The following is a 19,832-nucleotide window of genomic DNA, read 5'->3' as shown; positions in this document are numbered from 1 at the left end:
CCTCTCAGTAAACCGGCTCGCCGATACCCAGCAGATTCCCCTCACTGTCCCGGAACCAGGCGGCGCGTTCGCCCCGTGCTCCCTTGCTCGGATAGTTGCCGTCGATGTCCGCGATTCCGTTCCTCGTCCGGAGCCCGGGCACGTCGACCTCCTCGAACACCACGCCGCGCTGTTTGAGGTCCGCCACGACTGCCTCGATGTCGTCGACCTGCCAGCCCATCTGGGTGAAGGTGCCGGGCGAGGCTCCCGTCGACTGGAACACCGCGAACTCCACACCCCCGCACCGGTACAACAGCCCGCCGGGCCGCTCGTCGACGGGCTCCAGCCCGAGCTGCTCGGAGTAGAAACGCCGCGCCCGGTCCAGGTCCTGGGCGGGAAGCCTGGTCGCCACGCTTCCCCGGGCCAGAAGATTCCTGTCGTCTGCGTCCATGCCTCCAGTGTGTGCTCAGCCGTCGAGCAGCCGCCATGCGGTGAGGGCGAGTCTGGTCCGGGTCAGGCCGGTGGGCTCGGTGAGTTCGACACCCAGGGTTTTTCCGAGCTGTTCGAGACGGCGGGCGACGCTGCTGTGGTGCAGGTGGAGAAGGTCGGCGGCCCGGCGTACGGAGCCGGTGGCGCAGTAGGCGTCCAGAGTCTCCAGATCGTCCGGGTTGCCGGACAGGCGGGCGATCGCAGCCACGTCGGAGTTGCCTCGTGCGGCGTCCCGCGGTATCTGGGCGAGCAGCGCCAAAGCCCCCAAGTCGTCGTAGTGGACGACCGGTTCGCGCGGGGTGGTGAAGCGGAGGGCGGTGCGGGCCTGCTGCCAGGACCGGTCGGGGCTTTCGGCGGCGCCCATGCCCGCGCGTACGTCCGCCGGGAACCGGGCCGGATCCACGGTGGTGGCCAGGATGACGCCCACGTCGGCGAGCGGCGCGGCCTTCACCGGCCGAGCAGGGCAGAGCAGGCCGCCGATCTTGTCGAGCGGAAGGTGCGAGCGTACGGCGACGACACGGACGGGCAGGTCGGCCGCGAAACCCAGGAGCCGTAGCGCCCGGGCTCGGGCCGCCTCGTCGCAGTCGGCGCTGATCGCGAGTTCGACGAGGGCAGGGTCGGCCATGGTGGTGCGGGCCGGGCCGTACCTCTCGACGACCGCGGCGACGGCGATGGCGAGCCGCTCGAGGAGCTGTTCGTCGAGCGGGCCGGGTGGGCCGGGGCGTTCCAGCCACACCGTGCCGATCTCCTCCTCGTCGAGGCTGATCGGCATCGTGGTGGACGACGGTGACGGCGGGGCGGAAGCTTGCCTGCCGTCGGGCGCCATACGGATGACCCGCCCCGTGCCGTGGAGCCGGATCCCGGCCACGCACTCGGCCAGGCCAGCCGAGGCCCGGGCGAGCGCCGGGAGGTCCACCCGTCGGCGCATCAGAGTGTCGTAGAACATGACGACGCGGATCGCGCCTTCGGCTTGGGAATCCAGGTGCGACAGCCGTGCGGCCAGTGCCTCCATGGCATGAGGATAGGGACCTCGAGGGCATGAGGGCAGGCGCCGATCGGTGCGTGAAGCGAGCGGTATGCCCGACGGTTGGCGGATGAACCCGGGAGTGGCGGCCGTCAGGATGGCCGGCATGGATCCCGAACTCGAAGCATTCGTCCCGTTGTTCCCCAAGGCCGACCTGAACGACCCGGCCACGGCGCGCAAGGACCTCGCCGAGTTGGCCGGCGCGGCGCCGCCTCCGGACTTCATGGAACTGGAGATCGAGGACCGCACGGTGCCCGCCCACCCGGACGTGCCGGTGCGGATCTATCGCCCGCGGCAGGCGCAGGGCGCCGTCGTCTGGCTGCACGGCGGCGGATTCGTCATGGGTGACCTGAACACCGAGCATCCTTGGGCCGCCCGGGTCGCGATGGGATCCGGCGCGGTGGTGATCTCGGTGGGCTACCGGGTGGCCCCCGAACATCGGTTCCCGGCCGCCCTGGACGACACGTACGCCGTACTGACCTGGGCGGCCGAGCATGCGGCCGAGCTGGGCATCGACCCGGAGCGGATCGCCGTCGGCGGCCACAGTGCCGGCGCGTGTATCGCGGCAGCGGTGGCGCTGCGGGCGCGTGACCAGCAGGGGCCGACGATCTGTTTCCAGCTGCTCAACCAGCCCGGGCTCGACGACCGTCAAGAGACATGGTCGGCGCGCCACTTCACCGACACGCCCTGGATGACTCGCGACAAGGTCACCGCCGCGTGGCGGCACTACCTGGGCTCCGCGCCCGCAACGCCGTACGCCGCCCCCGCGCGGGCCACCGATCTGTCCGGACTGCCCCCCGCCTACATCGCCACCGCGGAGTTCTGCCCGAACCGCGACGAAGCCGTCGACTACGCGCTACGCCTGCTGCAGGCGGGCGCATCGGTCGAGCTGCACCAGTGGTCCGGCACTTTCCACGGCTCGCAGGCGATCCTGTCCGCGGAGGTGTCCCAGCGGCAGATGGCCGAACTCACCGCGGTCCTGCGCCGTGGCGTGGCCGAGTGAGGCGACAACCCACCGATGAAAGATCACTACAGGAGGGACATCTCGGCATGACTGTCACCCCGAACACCCCGATCGACCTCTTCGCGTCCTTCATCCACCTTCGCGAAGGCGGCCAAGTGCACGCCGAGCAACCGGTGTTCGACCCCGGGCGAGACGGCTGGCAGTTGATGGCCTTCCACGTGGAGACCGACGCCGACGTCCACGCCGGCCACTGGGAAGTCCACCCCGAGGCGGACGAGTTCGTCTCCTGCCTCTCCGGTGGGATACGCCTCTGCTTCCGCCCGGAGCGGCCGGGAGACAAGGAGGAGGAGGTCAAGCTGACGGCCGGCACCGCGGTCGTCGTACCGCGCGGACGATGGCACCGCATCGCGTTGGACGCCCCCGGCGACATCATGTCCGTCACGCTGCCACGGGGCAGCCGCCTGGAGAAGCGGGCCGAAGCCTGAGCAGGGCCCTATTTCGGCCGACGTGTGTGAGCGACGCCTGGAGCGCCGTCACCCTCATTGAGAGTCCGGCTCTTCCTTGGTGATGTTCTCGGTGGGAGCGATGTAACTGCGGACACGGAAACGGTCGACCTCGCTCCTCTCCGCTTCCGTGAGCTGAACGGCAACCGGTCCGGCGAATGTGTAGCCCTGCTCCGCGGCGTGCTTGCGCACGTGGTTTGACAGGTAACTGTCCAACTGCCTTCTGCTGTCGGCCAGTTGCCGGTGCGATTCCGGTGGCAGTTCGACGACGAACGCATTGGGCACCAGGATGCGTTGCCGGTCCATGATCAGAGCACGGTCGTCGCATTCCCGGTGCAGCGTCCTCACCAGCTCTGTTTGGTTGTGCTGTCGGTGGGCGGGTGGAATGAGCAAGGTCCATAGGGCATTGCTCCATCGCTCCATGGCGTGTTCCAGGGCGGTGAGGGATTTCATCTTCTGCCGCTGCCCGCCGGAATGCTGGGCACACTCCTCCGTACGGGTGTTGATCCAGAAAGCGCCGGGAGCGCCCGGCAGCCGCAGGGCCCCCGGGCGGCAGTAGGAGTCGTTCGAGTGTCGGGGGATGACTGAAGTTTCTCTGGGCAAGCGAGAAAAAGGTCAGCGTCCACCACCGGAGGCTTATGATCGTGCATTCATCCGAGGAAGAAGAGGAAGGCCACCAACCCCTGCAAGGGACAAGTCCGCAGAGCGCGGGGCGGGCGAGGAATGTGACCCGCGGGTTTTTGTCCGCAGTGGCCGCACGTGCCGGGGCCGAGACGGATGCGGTGCTGCTCGTGGTGTCGGAACTGGTCACCAACGCGGTACGGCACGCCGGCGGGGTGACCCGGCTCCATCTGGCGGCCGGGCCCGGAACGGTGACGGTGTCGGTGGAAGACGCCAGCACCACCGCCCCGCGGCCGCGGCAGACTGACGCGGCCAGGCCGGGCGGGTTCGGCTGGCACCTGGTGCAGGAGCTGTCCGCAGACGTGCGGGTCAGTATCGGGCCCCGAGGGAAGACGGTGTCCGCGGTCCTGCCGCTGTCCCACTGAGTTCCGAGGGAAGTCGGAGTCCGACAGCTGGAGTCCGCCTGTCGTCTGTGACCGCGGCAGTCGTCAGGCCTGCACCGGTGTAGCGGTGCGAGCGGCTTTCTGGACATCGAGCAGGGGCAGCGCCAGAGCCTCGGCGAGTTCCGCCAGTTCCTCCGGGGTCGGCCGCACGGGACCGTGGGCACCGTCCTCGGCGAAGACGCGGATCCGCGGGGTGCGGATGCCCGTACGGGCGGCGAGGGCCTGCGCGTTCATGCGCCTGCGCCGCATGGTCTGCTGCAACAGCTGTGAAAGTTCGGCCATTACTTTCGCCTGCCCTGAACCAGCGGACTTAGCCGCCCCGCCTGCACGGTGACTCTGAGGCACGGCCGACTGGCCGTCGATCCGTGTGGATCGCGCGCAGTCCGACCGCAGTGTCACGGGCTGCGTAACCGTCAGGTTCTTATACGTAGAGTCAAAGGCCAGGTGGAAGCAGTGCAAAGAGCCAGCCAGTGCGGCGGTACTGGAGTCGCAGATGTGGGGCCGGCTTTCCCTGTTCACGCTGCCGCGCACCCTCACCGATCCACGGTCCGCGCTCTCGCCACCCGGACGGTGTCCGGCTGGGACCAGGCCCAACCCGTGGCCTCACCGTCGTAACCGTCGCGGCTCCCGCCTCCCAGTACCGGCAAACCTCCGACTTGCCTATCAGGAAAGCCAAGAGTAACTTTCCTGATAGGAAAGTAATCGGGGACGGGAGGGCGATGGCCGTGAGCATGCCGGTGGATGCCGAACAGGCATGGAAGGATCTCCAGCGCATCCGAGTGCCGCAGGAGCGGGTGTACGACGAGTTCGAGCGCTCCGTGTCCGGCGGGCGCGGCATGACCTACGGCACGGCCGCGCTCATGTGGGTGTTCCTTGCCGGCGTGGGCATGGACCTGCCCCAGTGGGGCGTCGGACTGTTCATAGCAGCCTACGTCGGCCTGTTGAGCTTGCTGGTCGTGATGAGCAGCCGCAGGAGCCGGATGCGACTGCACCACACTCGCTGCCCCGGGCGTATGTGGGCCGCGTTCGGTGCGGTGGCGGTGCTGGTCGGCGGGACGATCGTGCTGTCGGACCACCTGACCGAGCCACTGGAGCCGATCTACGCCGGCCTCATCCAGGCCACGGCCGCGGTGGCCGTGTACCTGCTCTCCCTCGGTCCCGCCAACCGCTGGGCGGCCGACTCGGTGCGGAGCAGCGGCGAACCGGCGGCCGACGAGGAGGCGGGCCGATGAGCACCCCCGCCGGCTTCGACGAGCTGATCCACCCCGCCACCCGACTGTCGGTGGTCGCGCTGCTCGCCGCCACCGAGTGGGCGGACTTCGCGTTCGTCCGCGACAGCCTCTCGCTCAGCGACTCCGCGCTCTCCAAGCAGCTGCACACCTTGGAGGGGGCCGGATACCTGGAGATCCAGAAGGAGGGCGGCGGCCGCAACCGCCGTACGAAGGTACGGCTGACGGACCGCGGTCGCACCGCCTTCGAGGGACATGTGGCGGCACTCCGGGCCATCGTCGACAGCGTCGGACCCGCGACCGGGGCGGCACAACAGCAGCCCCACGCGGAGGCGGGCCGATGACGACGTTCGGGCGCACCGACGTCCAGCCCGTGATCCAGGTACGCGATCTGACCATGGCGTACGGCGATATCGACGTCCTGCGCGGCGTCGATCTGGACATCCACCGCGGCGAGGTCTTCGCGCTGCTCGGGCCCAACGGCGCGGGGAAGACCACCACCGTCGAGATCCTGGAAGGCTTCCGGCAGCGCTCCGGCGGGGAGATGAGCGTCCTCGCTACGGATCCCGAGCGGGGCGGCGACGCGTGGCGAGCCCGGATCGGCCTGGTCCTGCAGTCCTGGCGCGACCACCGCCGCTGGCGGGTCGCCGAGCTGCTGACGCACTTCGCGACCTACTACCCCGACTCGCGCGACCCGGCCGAACTGCTGGCCCTGGTCGGCCTCACCGACCAGGCCGGCCGGCAGGTGGACCGGCTGTCCGGCGGCCAGCGCCGGCGCCTCGACGTCGCGCTCGGCATCGTCGGCCGCCCCGAACTCCTCTTCCTGGACGAGCCGACCACGGGCTTCGACCCTCAGGCGCGGCACGAGTTCCACGTCCTGGTCGAACGGCTGGCCCGCGACGAAGGCGTCACCGTCCTGCTCACCACCCACGACCTGGCGGAGGCCGAGCGGCTCGCCGACCGGATCGCCATGCTGGTCGGCGGCCGGATCCGGGCCTGCGGCACTCCGTCGGAACTGGCCCGGCGAGCCGCCGCCCAGGCCGAGGTCCGCTGGACGGCCGACGACGGGACGCCCTGCCGCGAACGCACCGAGGACCCCTCACGGCTGGTCTGGGAACTCCACCGGCACGCGGCCGGCCCGATCGCCGACCTGGAGGTCCGCCGCCCGACGCTGGAGGACACCTATCTGCACATGGTGCACCGGGAGGCCGATGGCACGGATGGGGCCGACGGCACGGACAGGGACGCGGACGAGGAGGCACCGGCCGCATGAGGGGGGCACACATGACGAACAGGACGAACAGCTGGCGTGCCGGGCTCCAGCGCGGCGGAATCGAGCTGCGGCACCTCCTGCGCAACGGCAAGGAGATGTCCGGCCATCTGACCAACGTGGTCGTCGCGCTGCTCGTCGCCGCCTACGTCAGCGACGACGTGCCCGGGACCCGGACCCCGATGACTCATCTGGTGTTGGCGGGCTTCGCCGCCTACCTGCTGTTCCAGGTCGGGCTGATCAACCTCCCGCAGATCCTCGTGACCGAGCGGGAGGAGGGCACCCTGCTGCGGCTGCGCGCCACGCCCGGCGGGATACCGGCCTACCTCGTCGCCAAGTGCCTGCTGGTGGTCGTCCTGGCGGTCGGCACCCTGGCGCTGCTCCTGGTCGCCGGGGCGCTGCTGGCGGACGGACCACTGCCGCACGGTCCGGGCGCCTGGCTGACGCTGCTGTGGGTCACCACACTCGGGCTGCTCGCCGTCGTACCGCTCGGCGCGGCCATAGGCGCCGTACTGCCCAACCCCCGCGAAGCGCTGGCGTTGATCATGCTGCCGACGATGGGGCTGCTGCTCACCTCAGGGGCGGTGTTCCCGATCACCGCGCTGCCCGTGCCGGTCCAGCACGTGGCCGCGGTCTTCCCGCTCAAGTGGATGGCGCAGGGCCTGCGTTCGGCGCTGCTCCCGGACTCGGCACGGACCGCCGAGGCGGCCGGCTCCTGGGAACTGCCCATGGTCGCCCTGGTCCTGACCGCCTGGGCGGTCCTCGGGTTCCTCCTCGCGGTGCCCCTCCTGCGCCGCGCCGCCCGCCGCGAGTCCGGCTCCCGCCTGTCCGCGCGCCACCGCAAGGCGGCACAGAGCGGCGCGCTGCCCGTGTAGGCGGCCTCGCGACCACCGGGGCTACGCCGTGGCCTGCCTCGACGGCACGGCCCACCTAGACCCTGCGGGTCAGCACTTGCTCTTATCCGACTCCAAGTAGCGCTCGTCGTAGGTGGAGCCCGCTTGGTCGTCATCGAGTGGACGGTCGCCGTCCCACACCGCAAGGTCATAGCTCACCGGCGCATCGTCGCAGGCAGCAGTTCCGCCGGCGCCAGCAGGCCCTGAGATCGAACCTCCACCAAGTGATCCGAGAGAGAGCTCCTAGCCAGTCGGATGCGGCACGGCGAACGCTCGGGAAGCCAGATTCCGTCAACCACGGCGAACCCGCGCGCGGGACCATCACAGCCATCAGCTGACATGCAGGTTCCGGCTTACCAACGCTCAGGATTGCGGGAACCCGCGCGCTTCGCACCGCACATGCCCGTCGGCGCACGCGCTGTATCCCCTGACCCTCACCGTGGTGGCGGGCAACGTGGACGGCCTGGCCGCCGGGGCCTACCAGTACGACGCCGAGCGGCATGCACTGACCCTGGTCGCCGACGGCGATCACCGCGACCGCGTCGCCCGCACCACCCTCGCCGACCACGACTGGTTGCGACATGCGGCGGCGCTGTTGCTCAGCGGCGACATGCACACGGCCACACGCCACTTCGCCGACCAGCCGCCGCAAGGCAGTCGAGGCCGACGGTACGTATGGCTGGAGGCCGGCCACGCCAGCCAGACGACCGGCTCCTCGGCCTCACCCGCGCGGTCGTACCGGCCGGCACCCTCTGGCGCTGCTGGGCGTCGGCCATCTCGAACAGCCCGTAGGCACTTCGGGCACGCGTACGGCGGGAAGCGCCCCGGCGACGTTTACGTTTTGGTCATAACTGACCAATGGGGCAAGTGGGGTTAACGGAGGTAACACCCGAGGTCAGCGGAGTAAGCGCATACCGACCGGTCAGTTTGGTGAAAAGGCAGCGCATCTCCAGGACGCCGAGTAGCGTGCGTGGCTCGTTCCAGCCCATTCCCCACCGTTCCCTGCGGCCCGTACCGGGCCCGAGCCACGCAAGGAAGACCGGGATGTCCTACGAACCGTCCGCGTCGCACCCAGTTCCACCGCCGCACGACTCGTCACCCTCCTACTCCACCTATCCCTGGGCACCACAGCCGCAGCCGGAACCCGAACCCGCGCGCCACCAGCACCGGCACACCGCACTCGGCCACCACAGCGACATCCGCGTCCTGCGCACCGCTTACCGGTGGCAGCGGCGCGTGGCGACGCTCACCGCGCTGGGTTACTTCACGCTCTTTCTCGTCCTGTCCGCGTACGCGCCCGAGTTCATGACCCAGGACGTCACCGACGGACTTCCCCTCGGACTGCTGCTCGGGCTCATCCAGGTGCCCGTCACCTGCGCGGCGATCGCGCTGTACGAGTACACGGCCCGCCGAGGCGTCGACCCGATCGCCGAACGGATAAGGAAACAGGCCGAGTTGGACGCCAAGCGGGCGGAGGCCGCCCGATGACCGGGTTCAGCAGTTCCGCGCAGGCGATGTCACTGGTGGCGTTCACGGCCATCGCCACCATCACGCTGCTGCTGTGCGTGATGACCGGCCCCGACCACGACGACCTCGACGAGTTCTACACCGGCTACAGCTCGCTGTCCCCGATGCGCAACGGCCTGGCCATTGCGGGCGACTACATCTCCGCCGCGACCGTGCTCGGCACGGGCGGCGTGATCGCGCTGTTCGGCTACGACGGGGTCGTACTCGCCCTGAGCACCGCCCTCTCCCTGATGCTGCTGATGTTCCTGCTGGCCGAACCGCTGCGCAACGCGGGCCGGTTCACCATGGGCGACGTATTCGCGCGCCGGATGCCGGGCCGTTCCGTACGCATCGCGGCCTGTGTCGTGACGCTTGCCGCGCTGATGCCGATGATGCTGGTCCAACTCGCGGGTACGGGCGATCTGCTGGCGTTTCTCCTCGGCTTCTCCAGCGACGCACTGAAGACCGGCTGCATCATCGGGCTCGGCACGCTGATGATCAGCTACGCGGCGATCGGCGGCATGAAGGGCACCGCCCTCATCCAGATCCTGAAGATCGTGATCCTGCTCGGTTCCGGCGCCGTCATCTCCGTACTCATCCTCAACAGGTTCGACTGGGATCTCGGTGGGCTCTTCAACGCGGCGGCAGAGGGCAGCGGGGCGGGGTCGGCGTTCTTGAACTCGGGGTTGCAGTTCGCGGGTGGGCCGAGTTCCGAACTCGACATGATCACCTCGGAGTTGACGGTGGTGCTCGGTGCCGCGGTGCTGCCGCACATCACCATGCGCATGTACACCGCGGGCAGTGCGCGTGAGGTGCGGCGGTCGATGTCGTGGGCGGTGCCGGCCGTGGCACTGTTCGTGCTGATCATCACGGTGGTCGGCTTCGGTACGGTCGCCATGATCGGGCGGGAAGCGATCACCGCGGTGGATCCGCAGGGCAACACGGCGTATCTACTGGGCTCGCGAGCCGTGTTCGGGGCGGATGTGTCGACGGCCGAGACGCTGTTGTTCACGACCGTCACGACCGCGATCTTTCTGACCGTGCTCGCGTCTGTGGCCGGGATGATTCTCGCCTGCGCCAACTCCCTTGCGCATGACGTCTTCGCCCACGGCCGGAAGCAGTTGTCGCCTCGGCGTGAGATGACGCTGGCCCGGGTGTCGGCGGCGGCGGTGGGCGTGCCGACGATTCTGCTGGCCACGCTCGTCCAGCATCGGAGCCTGCAGCCGCTGGTGACGCTGTCGTTCTGCGTCGGGGCTTCGGCGATCGCGCCCGCGCTGGTGTACGGACTGTTTTGGCGGCGTTATACGCGGGTGGGGCTGCTCTGTACGTTGATCGGGGGCTCGGTCAGTACGTTCGTGCTGATGACCGGGACCAACCTGGTCTCCGGGTCGCCCATTTCGGCTTTTCCCGACCATGACTTCACGTGGTTTCCGTTCACCACGACCGGGCTGCTGTCCATTCCGCTCGGGTTCGCCTTCGGATGGCTGGGGACGGTGGTTTCCGGGCGGCGGCAGGCGGAGGAGGAGCGGCGGCAGTACGAGGCGGTTGAGGGGTGGATTCTGGCGGGGGTGGTTCGGCGAGGGCGTTAGCTCTCATTCCCCCGTCGATTGGCCCGTCAGCGTTACCAAGCTGTCCCGTACGTGGCTCATGTGGGCCTGCACTTCGTCCCTCTGGTCCGCGTGGGCTCGGAGCAGGCGTTCCGTTTCGTGGGCGATTCGGGTCTCGCGGGCTTGCGCCTCCGCCAGGAGGGCGGCGGCCTGCGACTCTGCTTCCTCCTGGAGGTGGCGGGTTGCGGCCTGGGCCTCGGACAGGGCCCGTTCGGCTTCGGCCAGGGCTGCTTCGGCTCGTGACAGTTGCGGAGCGTGCTGTGCGTCCAGGGCGGCCTCCTGTTCCGCCGTTGCGCGGTCGACCTCGGCCAAGCGGTCGGCGTGTTCCTTGGCCTGCTCGGCCAGCTTCGCCTCTGAGCGTTCACGCATGTCGCGCAGTGCGGCCAGCGCCTCGCCGCGGTGCTCCTTCGCGTCCAGGCGTGCGGCGATACGCAGTTCATCGGCCTCGGCCTGGGCGGCGAGCAGGCGCTGGCGGGCCCGTTCGTCGGCCTCGGCCCGTACCGCGTCGGCCTCCGCCCGTGCCGCCTCGCGTACCCGGTCGGCCTCGGACTCCGCCGCCTCCAGGGCGCGCCTCGCCTCCCGGTGGGCGTTCTCGCGGACGGCCGCCGCTTCCTCCTTGGTGAGTTCGAAGAGGTGCGCGGCACCTTCGCCGAGCGTCTCGTACGTCTGCGGAGGGAGCGCTGCCACCTGCTCGGCCAGCCGGCCTGCCTCCGCCTCCATCTCCTTGGCCAGTACGGTCAGGCGGGCGGCTCGTTCCCACGCGGCGTCGCGGTCCTGCGAGAGTTCCGCGGCGTACGCGTCCACCTGCTCGGGACGGTAGCCACGGCCTCGTACGGCCATGAAGCCATGAGGCGACACCGATGCGCCCGATGCGCTGCTCATCCTCGAATCCCCTCTTCGGCGGCGTACAGCATGATGTGCCGCACATCCTGGTAGATCAGACGGAAGTGTTCATAATGCGACACTCCGCCCGTTCGGTCAGTAAGGGGCCGGACTCGGTAAAGGGTCGGATGACAAGCCGGACGACAGGCCGGATGACGAGCCGGATGACGAGCCGGATGACGAGCCGGATGACGAGCCGGATGACAAAAGCGCCGGGCCCGGTCGATCGACCGGGCCCGGCGCTTCTCAGGAAGGTGATGTCAGAGCAAGCCGTCCCACATCTGTTCCAGCAGGACCGACCACCAGCTCTCCGGCGAACCGAGTGCCGCCGGGTCGAGTGCGGCCAGCTGGGCCTGGAAGTCGACGGTCCAGCGGCCCGCCTGCTCCTGGTTCAGGCCGAAGCGCAGACGCCACATCCGCCCGAGCAGCGCGAGGCTGCGGGCGAACTCGGGCAGCCCGGTGTTCACGAACTGCGGCGGTACGGATGCGCCGCCCGGGCCCGCCTCGACCGGTACGGCCACGATGTTCGCCGTGCCGTACTGGACGCAGATCGCCTTGCCGAAGTCGCTGCCCATGACGAGGTACGAGCCCGCGTCCGAGGCCGGCTGCACCCCGCGTTCCTGGGCCAGTTCGGCGAGCGTGGGGACCGGGCGGCCCGGCTGGGCCTGGGCCCAGAAGAACGGGTTCATATCCACGGGCAGTCCGGCCACGACCAGGGTGTGCGCCACGACCGGCGGCACGCCCTGCCGGGACACCGCCGCCTGGTCGAACCGGAAGATCCCCGGTCCGAACGCCGCCGCCAGCTCCTGACCGATCGCCTCCGGCGGGATCGGCGGCGCGGGCTGCACCGGCGGCAGCGGCGCGCGCACCGGCGCCGGCCGGGCGGGCCCGTCCGCGACCTGGTGCAACTCGCCCTGGTGCGCGATGAGTTGGGCCATGCCCTGCTGACGGCTCGCGTGGTCCGTGCCGTACGGGGCGATGCTGGTGATCCTCGCCTGCGGCCAGCTCTCGCGGATCATCCGCGCACAGTACGCGCCCGGCAGTTCGCAGGACTCCAGCTCCGTGTGGAGCTCCAGCACCTGCTGCGGGGGCACGTTCATCGCGCGCAGCTCGTGCAGGATCTGCCACTCCGGGTGCGGGGTGCCGGGCGCCGAGCGCCGGATGAGCTGCTGTTCGGAACCGTCCTGCGCGCGGTAACGGAGTACGGCCTGATAGCCGGGGCCGACGGTCGGCTGGCCCTGCTGCGGGTAGCCGTAGGCCGGGGGCTGCTGGCCCGGCATGGGCTGACCGGGCAGGGGTTGACCGGGCAGGGGTTGACCGGGCGTCGGACCGCCGCCCGGACCCGGCATGGGGGGCCGGCCCGGGATCGGCTGACCCGGCGTCGGATGCTGAGGCGCACCCGGCGGCATCCCCGGAGCCTGTGGCGGCGGGGGCGTAGGCGGGCCTGCGGGACCAGGACCGGACAGCACCGTCTGGGCATGGTGGACGCCACCGGACGGCGTACCGCCCGGAGGGTTCGGGGCGCCGGGCGGTTGCGGAGCACCAGGTCCTCCGGGCGCACCCGGGGTGCCGGGAGCGCCCGGCGGCTGAGGCGCGCCGGGGCCGGAAGCGCCTCCGGGGCCGGGACCGGAGAGCATGGTCGCCGCGTGGTGGACGCCACCCGAGGGCGTACCGCCCGGAGGGTTCGGGGCACCCGGAGGCTGCGGCGCACCCGGCGGAGGCGTACCCGGCGTGCCGGGCCGGCCGGGGGCACCGGGCGGGCCCGGAGGCTTGGGGCCGCCGGTGCCGGCGCCGGGCTGGTTCGGGTCGGCGAACACGGTGGCCTGGTGGTGGACGCCACCCGAGGGCGTGCCGCCCGGGGGGTTGGGAGCACCGGGCGGCTGCGGGGCACCAGGTCCTCCGGGCGCACCCGGCTGTCCGGGGCCGTCAGAACCGAGCTGCGAGACAAGCTGCGTAGGCACGTACCCACCGCCTCCCGAGGCACCCGGCGCGCCGGGGCCGGACGGCGGAGGCGTACCCCCCGGCCGCGCACCCGGCGTCCCGGGCGCACCCGGCGGAGGCGGCGTGGTCGCGCCACCGCCGCGCGCCCCGCGCGGCGGCGACTGCGCCTTGCTGGTCGCGGCGTCGGCGATGTCACCGGCATTCGGCGCCAACGGCCGCCCCGGCGCACCCGAACCGGCAGGCGGCTGCGGCGCGTTGGGCCCGGCGGGCGGCTGCGGCGCACCCGGGCCGGCGGGCGGCGGCGTGCCCGGAGCAGCACCGGGCGCCTGCGGGTACCCGTACGCCGAACCGGGCGGCGGAGTACCGGGCGCAGCCGGAGGCGGGGCGCCCTGCGAACCGGGCCCCTGCGGATACCCGTACGACGATCCAGGAGGCGGAGTACCGGGCGCACCCGGAGGCGGTGTCCCCTGTGGACCTCCCGGAGCGGACGCACCGGGCCCCTGCGGATACCCGTACGAGGAACCGGGCGGCGGAGTGCCGGCCGCACCCACCCCGTGCGAAGCTCCAGGCGGAGGCGTACCCGGCCTACCCGGCGCCCCCGGCCTCTGCTCGTCGTCGACGGTCGGGGCCACCGCCGTGCGCGGAAGCCGGCTGCCGCCGTGCATCAGGGCGGTCTTGGCGTCCGGCGGCGTGGGCGGCGGCGTCCTGCCGTCGTCGTCGGCGTCGCTCAGCGGCGGTGAGAACACCGTCGCGGGCAGCGGCACCGAACGGTCCTCGCCCGCGTCGGCGTTGGTGTCGGTCCCGGCCCACGGGGTCGCCGCGGGAGGCGTACCGGGCCCGTCACCGGAACCCGGCTCGGAACCGCCCCCGGCGGCCGGCCACGACGGAGCACCGGGAGCGGAGGACCCGCCCGGCGACGTCCCGGACGGCGAACTCCCGCTCCCCGACGCCCCATTGGCGGACCCGGCGTCGGCGGAGGCGACAGCCGGACGAGCCCCCGCTCCCTCGGACGAACCCGAGGACGAACCGGCAGAACCGGGCGAACCGGCAGAACCCAGCGCCGAACCGGCGGACGAACCGGGCGAACCGGCAGACCCCGAAGGCGAACCCGCCCCCGATCCTTCCCGCCGGTTCGGAATCCCCATCCGGTCCGCCGCCTCCTGCAACCACTCCGGAGGAGTCAGCAGGAACGACGTCTGGTTCAGATCCACCCGCGCCGGAGGCGCCGACGCCGGTTCGGGGGCCGCGTCCGGCAGCCCGTACTCCTCCTCGTACCGGCGGATCACCTCACCCACCGGCAGCGAGGGCCACAACGTGGCCTCCCCGCTGTCCCGGGCGATCACGAGCCGCTGTTCGCCGCCGTCGGAGCGCGGGCCCTCGGCCCGGTCCTCCGCCCAGACGACGAAGCCGAGTTCGAACTCCCGCACCCGCACCTCACGATGCTGGTACGAGGGCACATCACCGTTGATCCACTCTTCCGCGCGCTCCTGCGCCTGCGCGAAGGTCACCATCGGACGTTCACTCCCCCACCGAAGAGACGGACACGGCTCGCGCGAAGCCGCCGTCCACCATCAGGTTCGCCACGGTCTCCAGCTCCGGCGGGTTGCCCGCGAGCCGGCCCAGGAACTGGTCGAAGTCGTCACCGCAGGGCAGCAGCAGCCGCTGCACCCGCTCGCCCGGCGGCCACGCGTCCTGGTCACGGGCGTCGTCGAACGCGCAGAACCACACCGACCCGGCCCGCTCACCCTTCACCTTCACCGCGAGCAGCCCGCCCTGGACGAAGCCGACTCCCAGGTAGTCCTTGGTGAGGTGGTCCCGCAGGCACTTGTTGACGTACACGAGGTCGTTGACGGCCGCCTCGTCGCGCACCGTGAAGAACGGCTGGTCGACCAGCAGACCCAGCTCGGCGTCCAGCGCGGCCCCCACCGGAGCACAGCCGCCCGCCGCCTTCAGGAACGAGCGATAGGCACCCGGAAGCCGGTACCCCAAGTCCTCCTCGACGCTCTGCACTTGTTGCTCGGTCACCGCGACCGACGTCTTCGGCAGCCCGAAATGCACGGGCCGCGTCTCCTGCAACGGCCGCGTACCCCTCTTGGTCTGGTCGACGGCCGCCGTCGCGAGCCCGCCGTGATGCCGCAGCAAGGCCTTCACCTCGACCGGCACCAGCTCGAGGCGCCGCGAACCCGGCACATGGTGCCAGGTCCAGCCGTGCGGAGTCGCCACCGCCGGGATGGTGTCCCACAGTTCGTGCCCCGTGGCCGCCATCGCCGCGTTCGCCGACACATAGTCCGTCAGCCGCAGTTCATCGACACCGAAGCCCTCGGGCGGCTCGGCGATCTCCGCCGCGGCACGCGCATAGCCCGAGAAGTCGGGGTAGCCGTACTCGTCGACCCGTACACCTCTGGGGTGACGGGCGGCCCGGACCGGGTCCGGAAAATGTACGACCTGCCCGGCATAGGCCGCGTTCGGCGGCGCGGCTTGCTGCCCGAGCCGACCTGTCGTCATGGCGGTTGCCCCCTGCGGCGTTCCGATTGGATCGTGGATGTCGACAGCCTATGCGGTTGTACGACACCGGTCACCGGGCCTCCGGTTCCGCTCCCGGGCCGCAGGGCTCCCACCACCGTGACCTGCCGTCACCCCGCCGTGACCCTGCGACGAAGAACAGGCGTGTCGGGTGGCCTCAGCTTCCCCACCAGCTACGGAGTTTGGCACTCTGTCCCCGCACCCGGGGGCTGTGACAACAGCGGCCGCACCGCGGGGATGGGGAGGAAACAAGATCATGAGCGCCACGCAGACGGGCACATCCGGTGACCCACGGGTCGGCTGGAGCAGCACCGAGAGACCCCATGCGCCTGCCCTCCGCCACCGCCGCGACGGCATACTGCCCACCGTCGCCGCCGCCCTCTCCGTACGCGGCGCCACCCTCACCGGCACGGCCGCACGCGGCGACCAACTGCCCGAACTCCACCCGCTCGTACGAGACTTCCTCGACACCCTCACGAGCGCCCAGCGCGACCGCTTCACCGGCCGGTGCGCCGAGACGATCCTCATCTCCCGGCACCTGAGCGCCGCCGACACGGCCCGCTCCAAACGCGCCGCCCGCAAACCCATGACCAACGGCGAAGCCCGCAAATCCCTCAAAAGCGCCAAACTCACCGCCCGCTACATCCGCGAGGACGGCGACCCACTGCACGGCAGCTTCGCCGCGCCCTGCCGCTCCTGCACCGCGCTCAGCGCCCACTTCGGCGTACGCATCGTCGACCCGACGACACCGGGGGCGTGAGCCTTCCCACACGTACACACGCACCTATCTGCACCGCAGGAACGCCGCACAGACGAACGTAGGACCCATGCACGCCGACCGCTCCATCTCCACGACCCGCTTTCCCGTACCCGTCGACGCCGCGCTGCGCGCCGCCGGGTGGCAGCCGGGCCGCTGGGACATAAAGCAGGCCGAGTACTGGGCCGACGCCCTGCGCAACCACGAGTCCCCGGCCGGACACCGGCACGCCGTGTTCCCGGCGGCCGTCGAAGCGTGGGCCGAATTCGGCGGACTCCACGTGCCCGTCTCGGGGCCCGGCCGGCAGGTCGCCCCGTCCCCTCTTCACCTCGACCCGCTGCACGGCCTGCACATGGCCCGTACGCTCGCCGACCTCGGCCGGGCCCTGGACGCCCAGGTCTGCCCGCTGGGCGAGGAATCCGAGAGCCGCGCGCTGCTCGCGATCGACTCCGAGGGGCGCGTCTACACGCTCGACCACACCGGCGACTGGTACCTGGGCCCCGATGTCGACCGGGCGCTGACGGGGCTGTTGTCGGGCATCGAGCCGGTACGCCTGACGACTGGCTGAACCTGCTGGCTCCGGGACTCTCTCAGCCTTCCGCGGGAATCACCGCGGACACCCGGAACCCACCCGCGTCCGTGGGCCCCGACACGAACACCCCGCCCAGCGCGGCAACCCGCTCCTTCATGCCCACCAGGCCGTTCCCCCCGCTCGGCAGGCGCGCGTCCGAGGCCGCTTCCAGTATCGGCGGCGGCTCGTTCTCCACCTGCATGGCGATCTCCGCCGAACGATGCGCCAGCCGCACATGCGTCTTCGCACCCGCCGCATGCTTGTGGACGTTCGTCAACGCCTCCTGCACCACGCGGTACGCGGTCTGCTCCACCTCCGGCGCGTACGCACGCGAATCGCCGTCGACCGACAGATCCACGGCCATCCCGGCCGCCGCCGACTGCCCGACCAGCTCGTCGAGATCGGCCAGGCACGGCCCGTCGCCGCCCTCGTCGTCGACGGCCCGGGACGCCGCGGCGGCTGCCGCGGCACCCACCGCCGCGAGCGGCACCGGCTGTGTCCGGGGCGACAGACCGTCCCCCGTACGCAGCACGCCCAGCATCTCCCGCAGCTCCGTCAGCGCCTGACGGCCCATGTCCCCCACGAGCGCCGCGTTCCTGACGGCCTTCTCGGGATCCTTCCGGGCAACGGCCTGAAGGGCCGCCGCATGTACGACCATCAGGCTCACCCGGTGCGCGACCACGTCGTGCATCTCACGGGCGATCCGCGTCCGCTCCTCGTTCCGCGCCCACTCGGCCCGCTCCTCGGCCCGCTCGGCCAGCAGCTGCAACTCCCGCTCCAGGGAGTCGGCCCGCTCCCGCAGGCTCTCCATCAGGCGGCGCCGCGCACCCACGTACAAGCCGAGAAGAATCGGCGGCGCGGTCAAGCCCAGAGAGGTCGTCAGCGACAAGAACGGCACGGCCCACTCGCCGAACGCCACATCGCCGCGTACGACGCCCTGATGCGCCCGCACATACGTGACGATCAGCACACCGACCATCGACATCGACGCCAGCGCACCGATGATCCGCCGCGGCAACTCGGAGGCGGCCAGCGTATAGAGCGCGACGAGCCCCATCAGATAGCCCATCGCGGCAGGCGTGATCGCGATCGAGACAAGAACGACAGCAATCGGCCACCTACGCCGAAACAGCAGTGCGGACCCCGCCAACGCCCCGAAAACAATCCCCGCCGGCTCCGGCAACCCCGCATCCCGAGCGAACGGCACCCCCTCGAACGCACACTCGACAGCGGACGCCAACGCGAGCCCACCGTCGAGCAACGCACCCCGCCACCGCACCCACCACCACGGCCCCGTCCCGGCCGCGGTGCAGTCTTCCCCCGTCGTGGTCATGCCTCCAGCCTACGTTCGTCCACCCCACCTTTTCCGGTGACTTTCCCGCACTGGCCTACACCACAGCCCGTAATCGAACAGGGGCCGAAAGCGCCCGGTATCGTGCCGCGGGAGAATCCGGGCGCGACCCGTCAGCGACGTCGGCCGGCGTTGAGCCGGGCGGCCTGGCGCGTCAGGTGGCCGCGCTCGGCGAGGTTGGGTGCCTTGTGGGCCGCCTCGGCGTACAGCCGTGCCGCCGTCGCCAGGTCGCCGTCGCGCTCGTGGAGGTAGGCCGCCACCGCGGTGTGGCGGGGCAGCGAGTCGTCCAGCGCCGCGAGTGCCGCCAGGCCGGCGCGCGGTCCGTCGGCCTCGCCGACGGCGACCGCGCGGTTGAGGCGGACGACCGGGCTGTCGGTCAGGCGCGCGAGTTCGTCGTACCACTCGACGATCTGCACCCAGTCGGTCTCCTCGGCGGTGGGCGCGTCGGCGTGCAGTGCTGCGATGGCGGCCTGGGCCTGGAACTCGCCCAGCCGGTCGCGCGCGAGGGCCGCCTGCAGGATCTCGACGCCCTCGGCGATCACGTTCGTGTCCCACCGGCCGCGGTCCTGCTCGGCGAGCGGTACGAGGCTGCCGTCGGGCGCGGTCCGGGCGGCGCGCCGGGCGTGGTGGAGCAGCATGAGGGCGAGCAGACCCGCCACCTCGGGGTGGTCGATCGCGGCCGCGAGCTGCCGGGTGAGCCGGATGGCCTCGGCCGCGAGGTCGACGTCACCGGAGTAGCCCTCGTTGAAGACCAGGTAGAGGACGCGCAGCACGGTGGCGACGTCACCTGGCTGGTCGAACCGCACCCCGGAGACGGTGCGCTTGGCCCGGCTGATCCGCTGCGCCATCGTCGCCTCGGGCACCAGGTAGGCCTGGGCGATCTGGCGGGTGGTCAGCCCGCCGACGGCGCGCAGCGTGAGCGCGACCGCCGACGACGGCGTCAGCGACGGGTGGGCGCACAGGAAGTAGAGCTGGAGCGTGTCGTCCACCGCGGGCGTGGGCCCGGGCGCCGGCTCCTCGTCGACGAGGTGCTCACGACGACGGCGGGCGGTGTCCGCGCGGGTCGCGTCGAGGAACTTGCGCCAGGCCACGGTGACCAGCCAGCCCTTCGCATCCCGCGGAGGGTCGGCCGGCCACACGCGGACCGCCTCGACCAGCGCGTCCTGCACGGCGTCCTCGGCCGCCGCGAAGTCGGCTCCGCGGCGGACGAGGATGGCGAGCACGCTCGGCGTGAGACTCCTCAGCAGGGCCTCGTTCATCTGAGTCACCCGAGTCACCT

At 71.2% G+C, this 19,832-nt stretch carries 21 protein-coding genes; 12 read left to right on the top strand and 9 right to left on the bottom strand.

What is annotated here, in order from left to right:
• Nucleotides 1-4: 4 nt before the first annotated feature.
• Nucleotides 5-430, bottom strand: coding sequence for a VOC family protein (locus tag ABD357_RS33805; protein WP_344395025.1), 426 nt, complete (start codon nucleotides 428-430; stop codon nucleotides 5-7).
• Between the two features lie 15 nt (nucleotides 431-445).
• On the bottom strand, nucleotides 446-1,480 hold the full coding sequence (locus tag ABD357_RS33800; RefSeq protein ID WP_344395023.1) for a PucR family transcriptional regulator: 1,035 nt from the start codon (nucleotides 1,478-1,480) through the stop codon (nucleotides 446-448).
• A gap of 118 nt (nucleotides 1,481-1,598) precedes the next feature.
• Here ABD357_RS33800 and ABD357_RS33795 point away from each other — a divergent pair, with 118 nt between their 5' ends.
• Complete coding sequence (locus tag ABD357_RS33795; RefSeq protein ID WP_344395066.1) at nucleotides 1,599-2,495, top strand: alpha/beta hydrolase; 897 nt, start codon at nucleotides 1,599-1,601, stop codon at nucleotides 2,493-2,495.
• A 47-nt stretch (nucleotides 2,496-2,542) separates the two neighbouring features.
• Nucleotides 2,543-2,941 (top strand): cupin domain-containing protein, encoded by a 399-nt coding sequence (locus ABD357_RS33790; RefSeq protein WP_344395021.1) that lies wholly within the window; start codon nucleotides 2,543-2,545, stop codon nucleotides 2,939-2,941.
• A gap of 54 nt (nucleotides 2,942-2,995) precedes the next feature.
• Here the strand turns inward: ABD357_RS33790 and ABD357_RS33785 are convergent, their stop codons facing one another.
• Nucleotides 2,996-3,412 (bottom strand): DUF3662 domain-containing protein, encoded by a 417-nt coding sequence (locus ABD357_RS33785; RefSeq protein WP_344395020.1) that lies wholly within the window; start codon nucleotides 3,410-3,412, stop codon nucleotides 2,996-2,998.
• A gap of 185 nt (nucleotides 3,413-3,597) precedes the next feature.
• Here ABD357_RS33785 and ABD357_RS33780 point away from each other — a divergent pair, with 185 nt between their 5' ends.
• The gene (locus tag ABD357_RS33780; RefSeq protein ID WP_344395018.1) at nucleotides 3,598-4,005 is read left to right on the top strand and encodes an ATP-binding protein; all 408 of its coding nucleotides are present in this window, start codon (nucleotides 3,598-3,600) and stop codon (nucleotides 4,003-4,005) included.
• Nucleotides 4,006-4,068: 63 nt separating this feature from the next.
• On the opposite strand, the gene ABD357_RS33775 is transcribed toward ABD357_RS33780, so the two are convergent.
• Complete coding sequence (locus ABD357_RS33775) at nucleotides 4,069-4,305, bottom strand: XRE family transcriptional regulator (protein ID WP_344395016.1); 237 nt, start codon at nucleotides 4,303-4,305, stop codon at nucleotides 4,069-4,071.
• Between the two features lie 437 nt (nucleotides 4,306-4,742).
• Between ABD357_RS33775 and ABD357_RS33770 the strand changes: the two genes are divergently transcribed.
• The 7 genes from ABD357_RS33770 to ABD357_RS33740 all read left to right on the top strand — a co-directional run bounded on the left by ABD357_RS33770 (nucleotide 4,743) and on the right by ABD357_RS33740 (nucleotide 10,510).
• Entirely contained in the window at nucleotides 4,743-5,255 is a 513-nt protein-coding gene (locus tag ABD357_RS33770; RefSeq protein ID WP_344395014.1) for a hypothetical protein, read from the top strand.
• On the top strand, nucleotides 5,252-5,596 hold the full coding sequence (locus tag ABD357_RS33765) for a transcriptional regulator (RefSeq protein WP_344395012.1): 345 nt from the start codon (nucleotides 5,252-5,254) through the stop codon (nucleotides 5,594-5,596). The genes ABD357_RS33770 and ABD357_RS33765 overlap by 4 nt, the downstream gene beginning before the upstream one ends.
• Nucleotides 5,593-6,525, top strand: coding sequence for an ABC transporter ATP-binding protein (locus tag ABD357_RS33760; protein WP_344395010.1), 933 nt, complete (start codon nucleotides 5,593-5,595; stop codon nucleotides 6,523-6,525). The genes ABD357_RS33765 and ABD357_RS33760 overlap by 4 nt, the downstream gene beginning before the upstream one ends.
• Before the next feature lie 11 nt (nucleotides 6,526-6,536).
• On the top strand, nucleotides 6,537-7,397 hold the full coding sequence (locus ABD357_RS33755; protein WP_344395008.1) for an ABC transporter permease: 861 nt from the start codon (nucleotides 6,537-6,539) through the stop codon (nucleotides 7,395-7,397).
• A 460-nt stretch (nucleotides 7,398-7,857) separates the two neighbouring features.
• Nucleotides 7,858-8,292 (top strand): nitroreductase family protein, encoded by a 435-nt coding sequence (locus tag ABD357_RS33750; RefSeq protein WP_344395006.1) that lies wholly within the window; start codon nucleotides 7,858-7,860, stop codon nucleotides 8,290-8,292.
• Between the two features lie 167 nt (nucleotides 8,293-8,459).
• Entirely contained in the window at nucleotides 8,460-8,903 is a 444-nt protein-coding gene (locus ABD357_RS33745; protein WP_344395004.1) for a DUF485 domain-containing protein, read from the top strand.
• Complete coding sequence (locus ABD357_RS33740) at nucleotides 8,900-10,510, top strand: sodium/solute symporter (RefSeq protein ID WP_344395002.1); 1,611 nt, start codon at nucleotides 8,900-8,902, stop codon at nucleotides 10,508-10,510. Before ABD357_RS33745 ends, ABD357_RS33740 begins: the two co-directional genes overlap by 4 nt.
• Nucleotides 10,511-10,513: 3 nt before the next feature.
• Here the strand turns inward: ABD357_RS33740 and ABD357_RS33735 are convergent, their stop codons facing one another.
• The 3 genes from ABD357_RS33735 to ABD357_RS33725 form a co-directional block, all read right to left on the bottom strand.
• Nucleotides 10,514-11,410: a coiled-coil domain-containing protein gene (locus ABD357_RS33735; protein ID WP_344395000.1), complete on the bottom strand. Its 897-nt coding sequence runs from the start codon at nucleotides 11,408-11,410 to the stop codon at nucleotides 10,514-10,516.
• A 260-nt stretch (nucleotides 11,411-11,670) separates the two neighbouring features.
• On the bottom strand, nucleotides 11,671-14,862 hold the full coding sequence (locus tag ABD357_RS33730; RefSeq protein WP_344394998.1) for an SUKH-4 family immunity protein: 3,192 nt from the start codon (nucleotides 14,860-14,862) through the stop codon (nucleotides 11,671-11,673).
• Nucleotides 14,863-14,869: 7 nt separating this feature from the next.
• Nucleotides 14,870-15,856, bottom strand: a complete 987-nt coding sequence (locus tag ABD357_RS33725; protein WP_344394996.1) for an SMI1/KNR4 family protein — start codon at nucleotides 15,854-15,856, stop codon at nucleotides 14,870-14,872.
• Between the two features lie 274 nt (nucleotides 15,857-16,130).
• On the opposite strand from ABD357_RS33725, the gene ABD357_RS33720 reads away from it, so the two are divergent.
• Entirely contained in the window at nucleotides 16,131-16,634 is a 504-nt protein-coding gene (locus tag ABD357_RS33720) for a YwqJ-related putative deaminase (protein WP_344394994.1), read from the top strand.
• Between the two features lie 67 nt (nucleotides 16,635-16,701).
• Nucleotides 16,702-17,199: an SUKH-3 domain-containing protein gene (locus ABD357_RS33715; RefSeq protein ID WP_344394992.1), complete on the top strand. Its 498-nt coding sequence runs from the start codon at nucleotides 16,702-16,704 to the stop codon at nucleotides 17,197-17,199.
• A 22-nt stretch (nucleotides 17,200-17,221) separates the two neighbouring features.
• Here ABD357_RS33715 and ABD357_RS33710 read toward each other — a convergent pair whose 3' ends face one another.
• Nucleotides 17,222-18,535, bottom strand: a complete 1,314-nt coding sequence (locus ABD357_RS33710) for a sensor histidine kinase (protein WP_344394990.1) — start codon at nucleotides 18,533-18,535, stop codon at nucleotides 17,222-17,224.
• Nucleotides 18,536-18,666: 131 nt separating this feature from the next.
• Nucleotides 18,667-19,812 carry an RNA polymerase sigma factor gene (locus tag ABD357_RS33705; protein ID WP_344395065.1) on the bottom strand — a complete coding sequence of 382 codons (1,146 nt, stop codon included), beginning with the start codon at nucleotides 19,810-19,812 and terminating at the stop codon, nucleotides 18,667-18,669.
• Nucleotides 19,813-19,832: the final 20 nt, after the last annotated feature.

Source organism: Streptomyces vastus, from assembly GCF_039532825.1.
In the GTDB taxonomy this organism is placed as follows: Bacteria; Actinomycetota; Actinomycetes; order Streptomycetales; family Streptomycetaceae; genus Streptomyces; species Streptomyces vastus.
The sequence above is the reverse complement of the archived record's forward strand: the minus strand, read 5'-3'. Positions and strand labels throughout refer to the sequence as shown.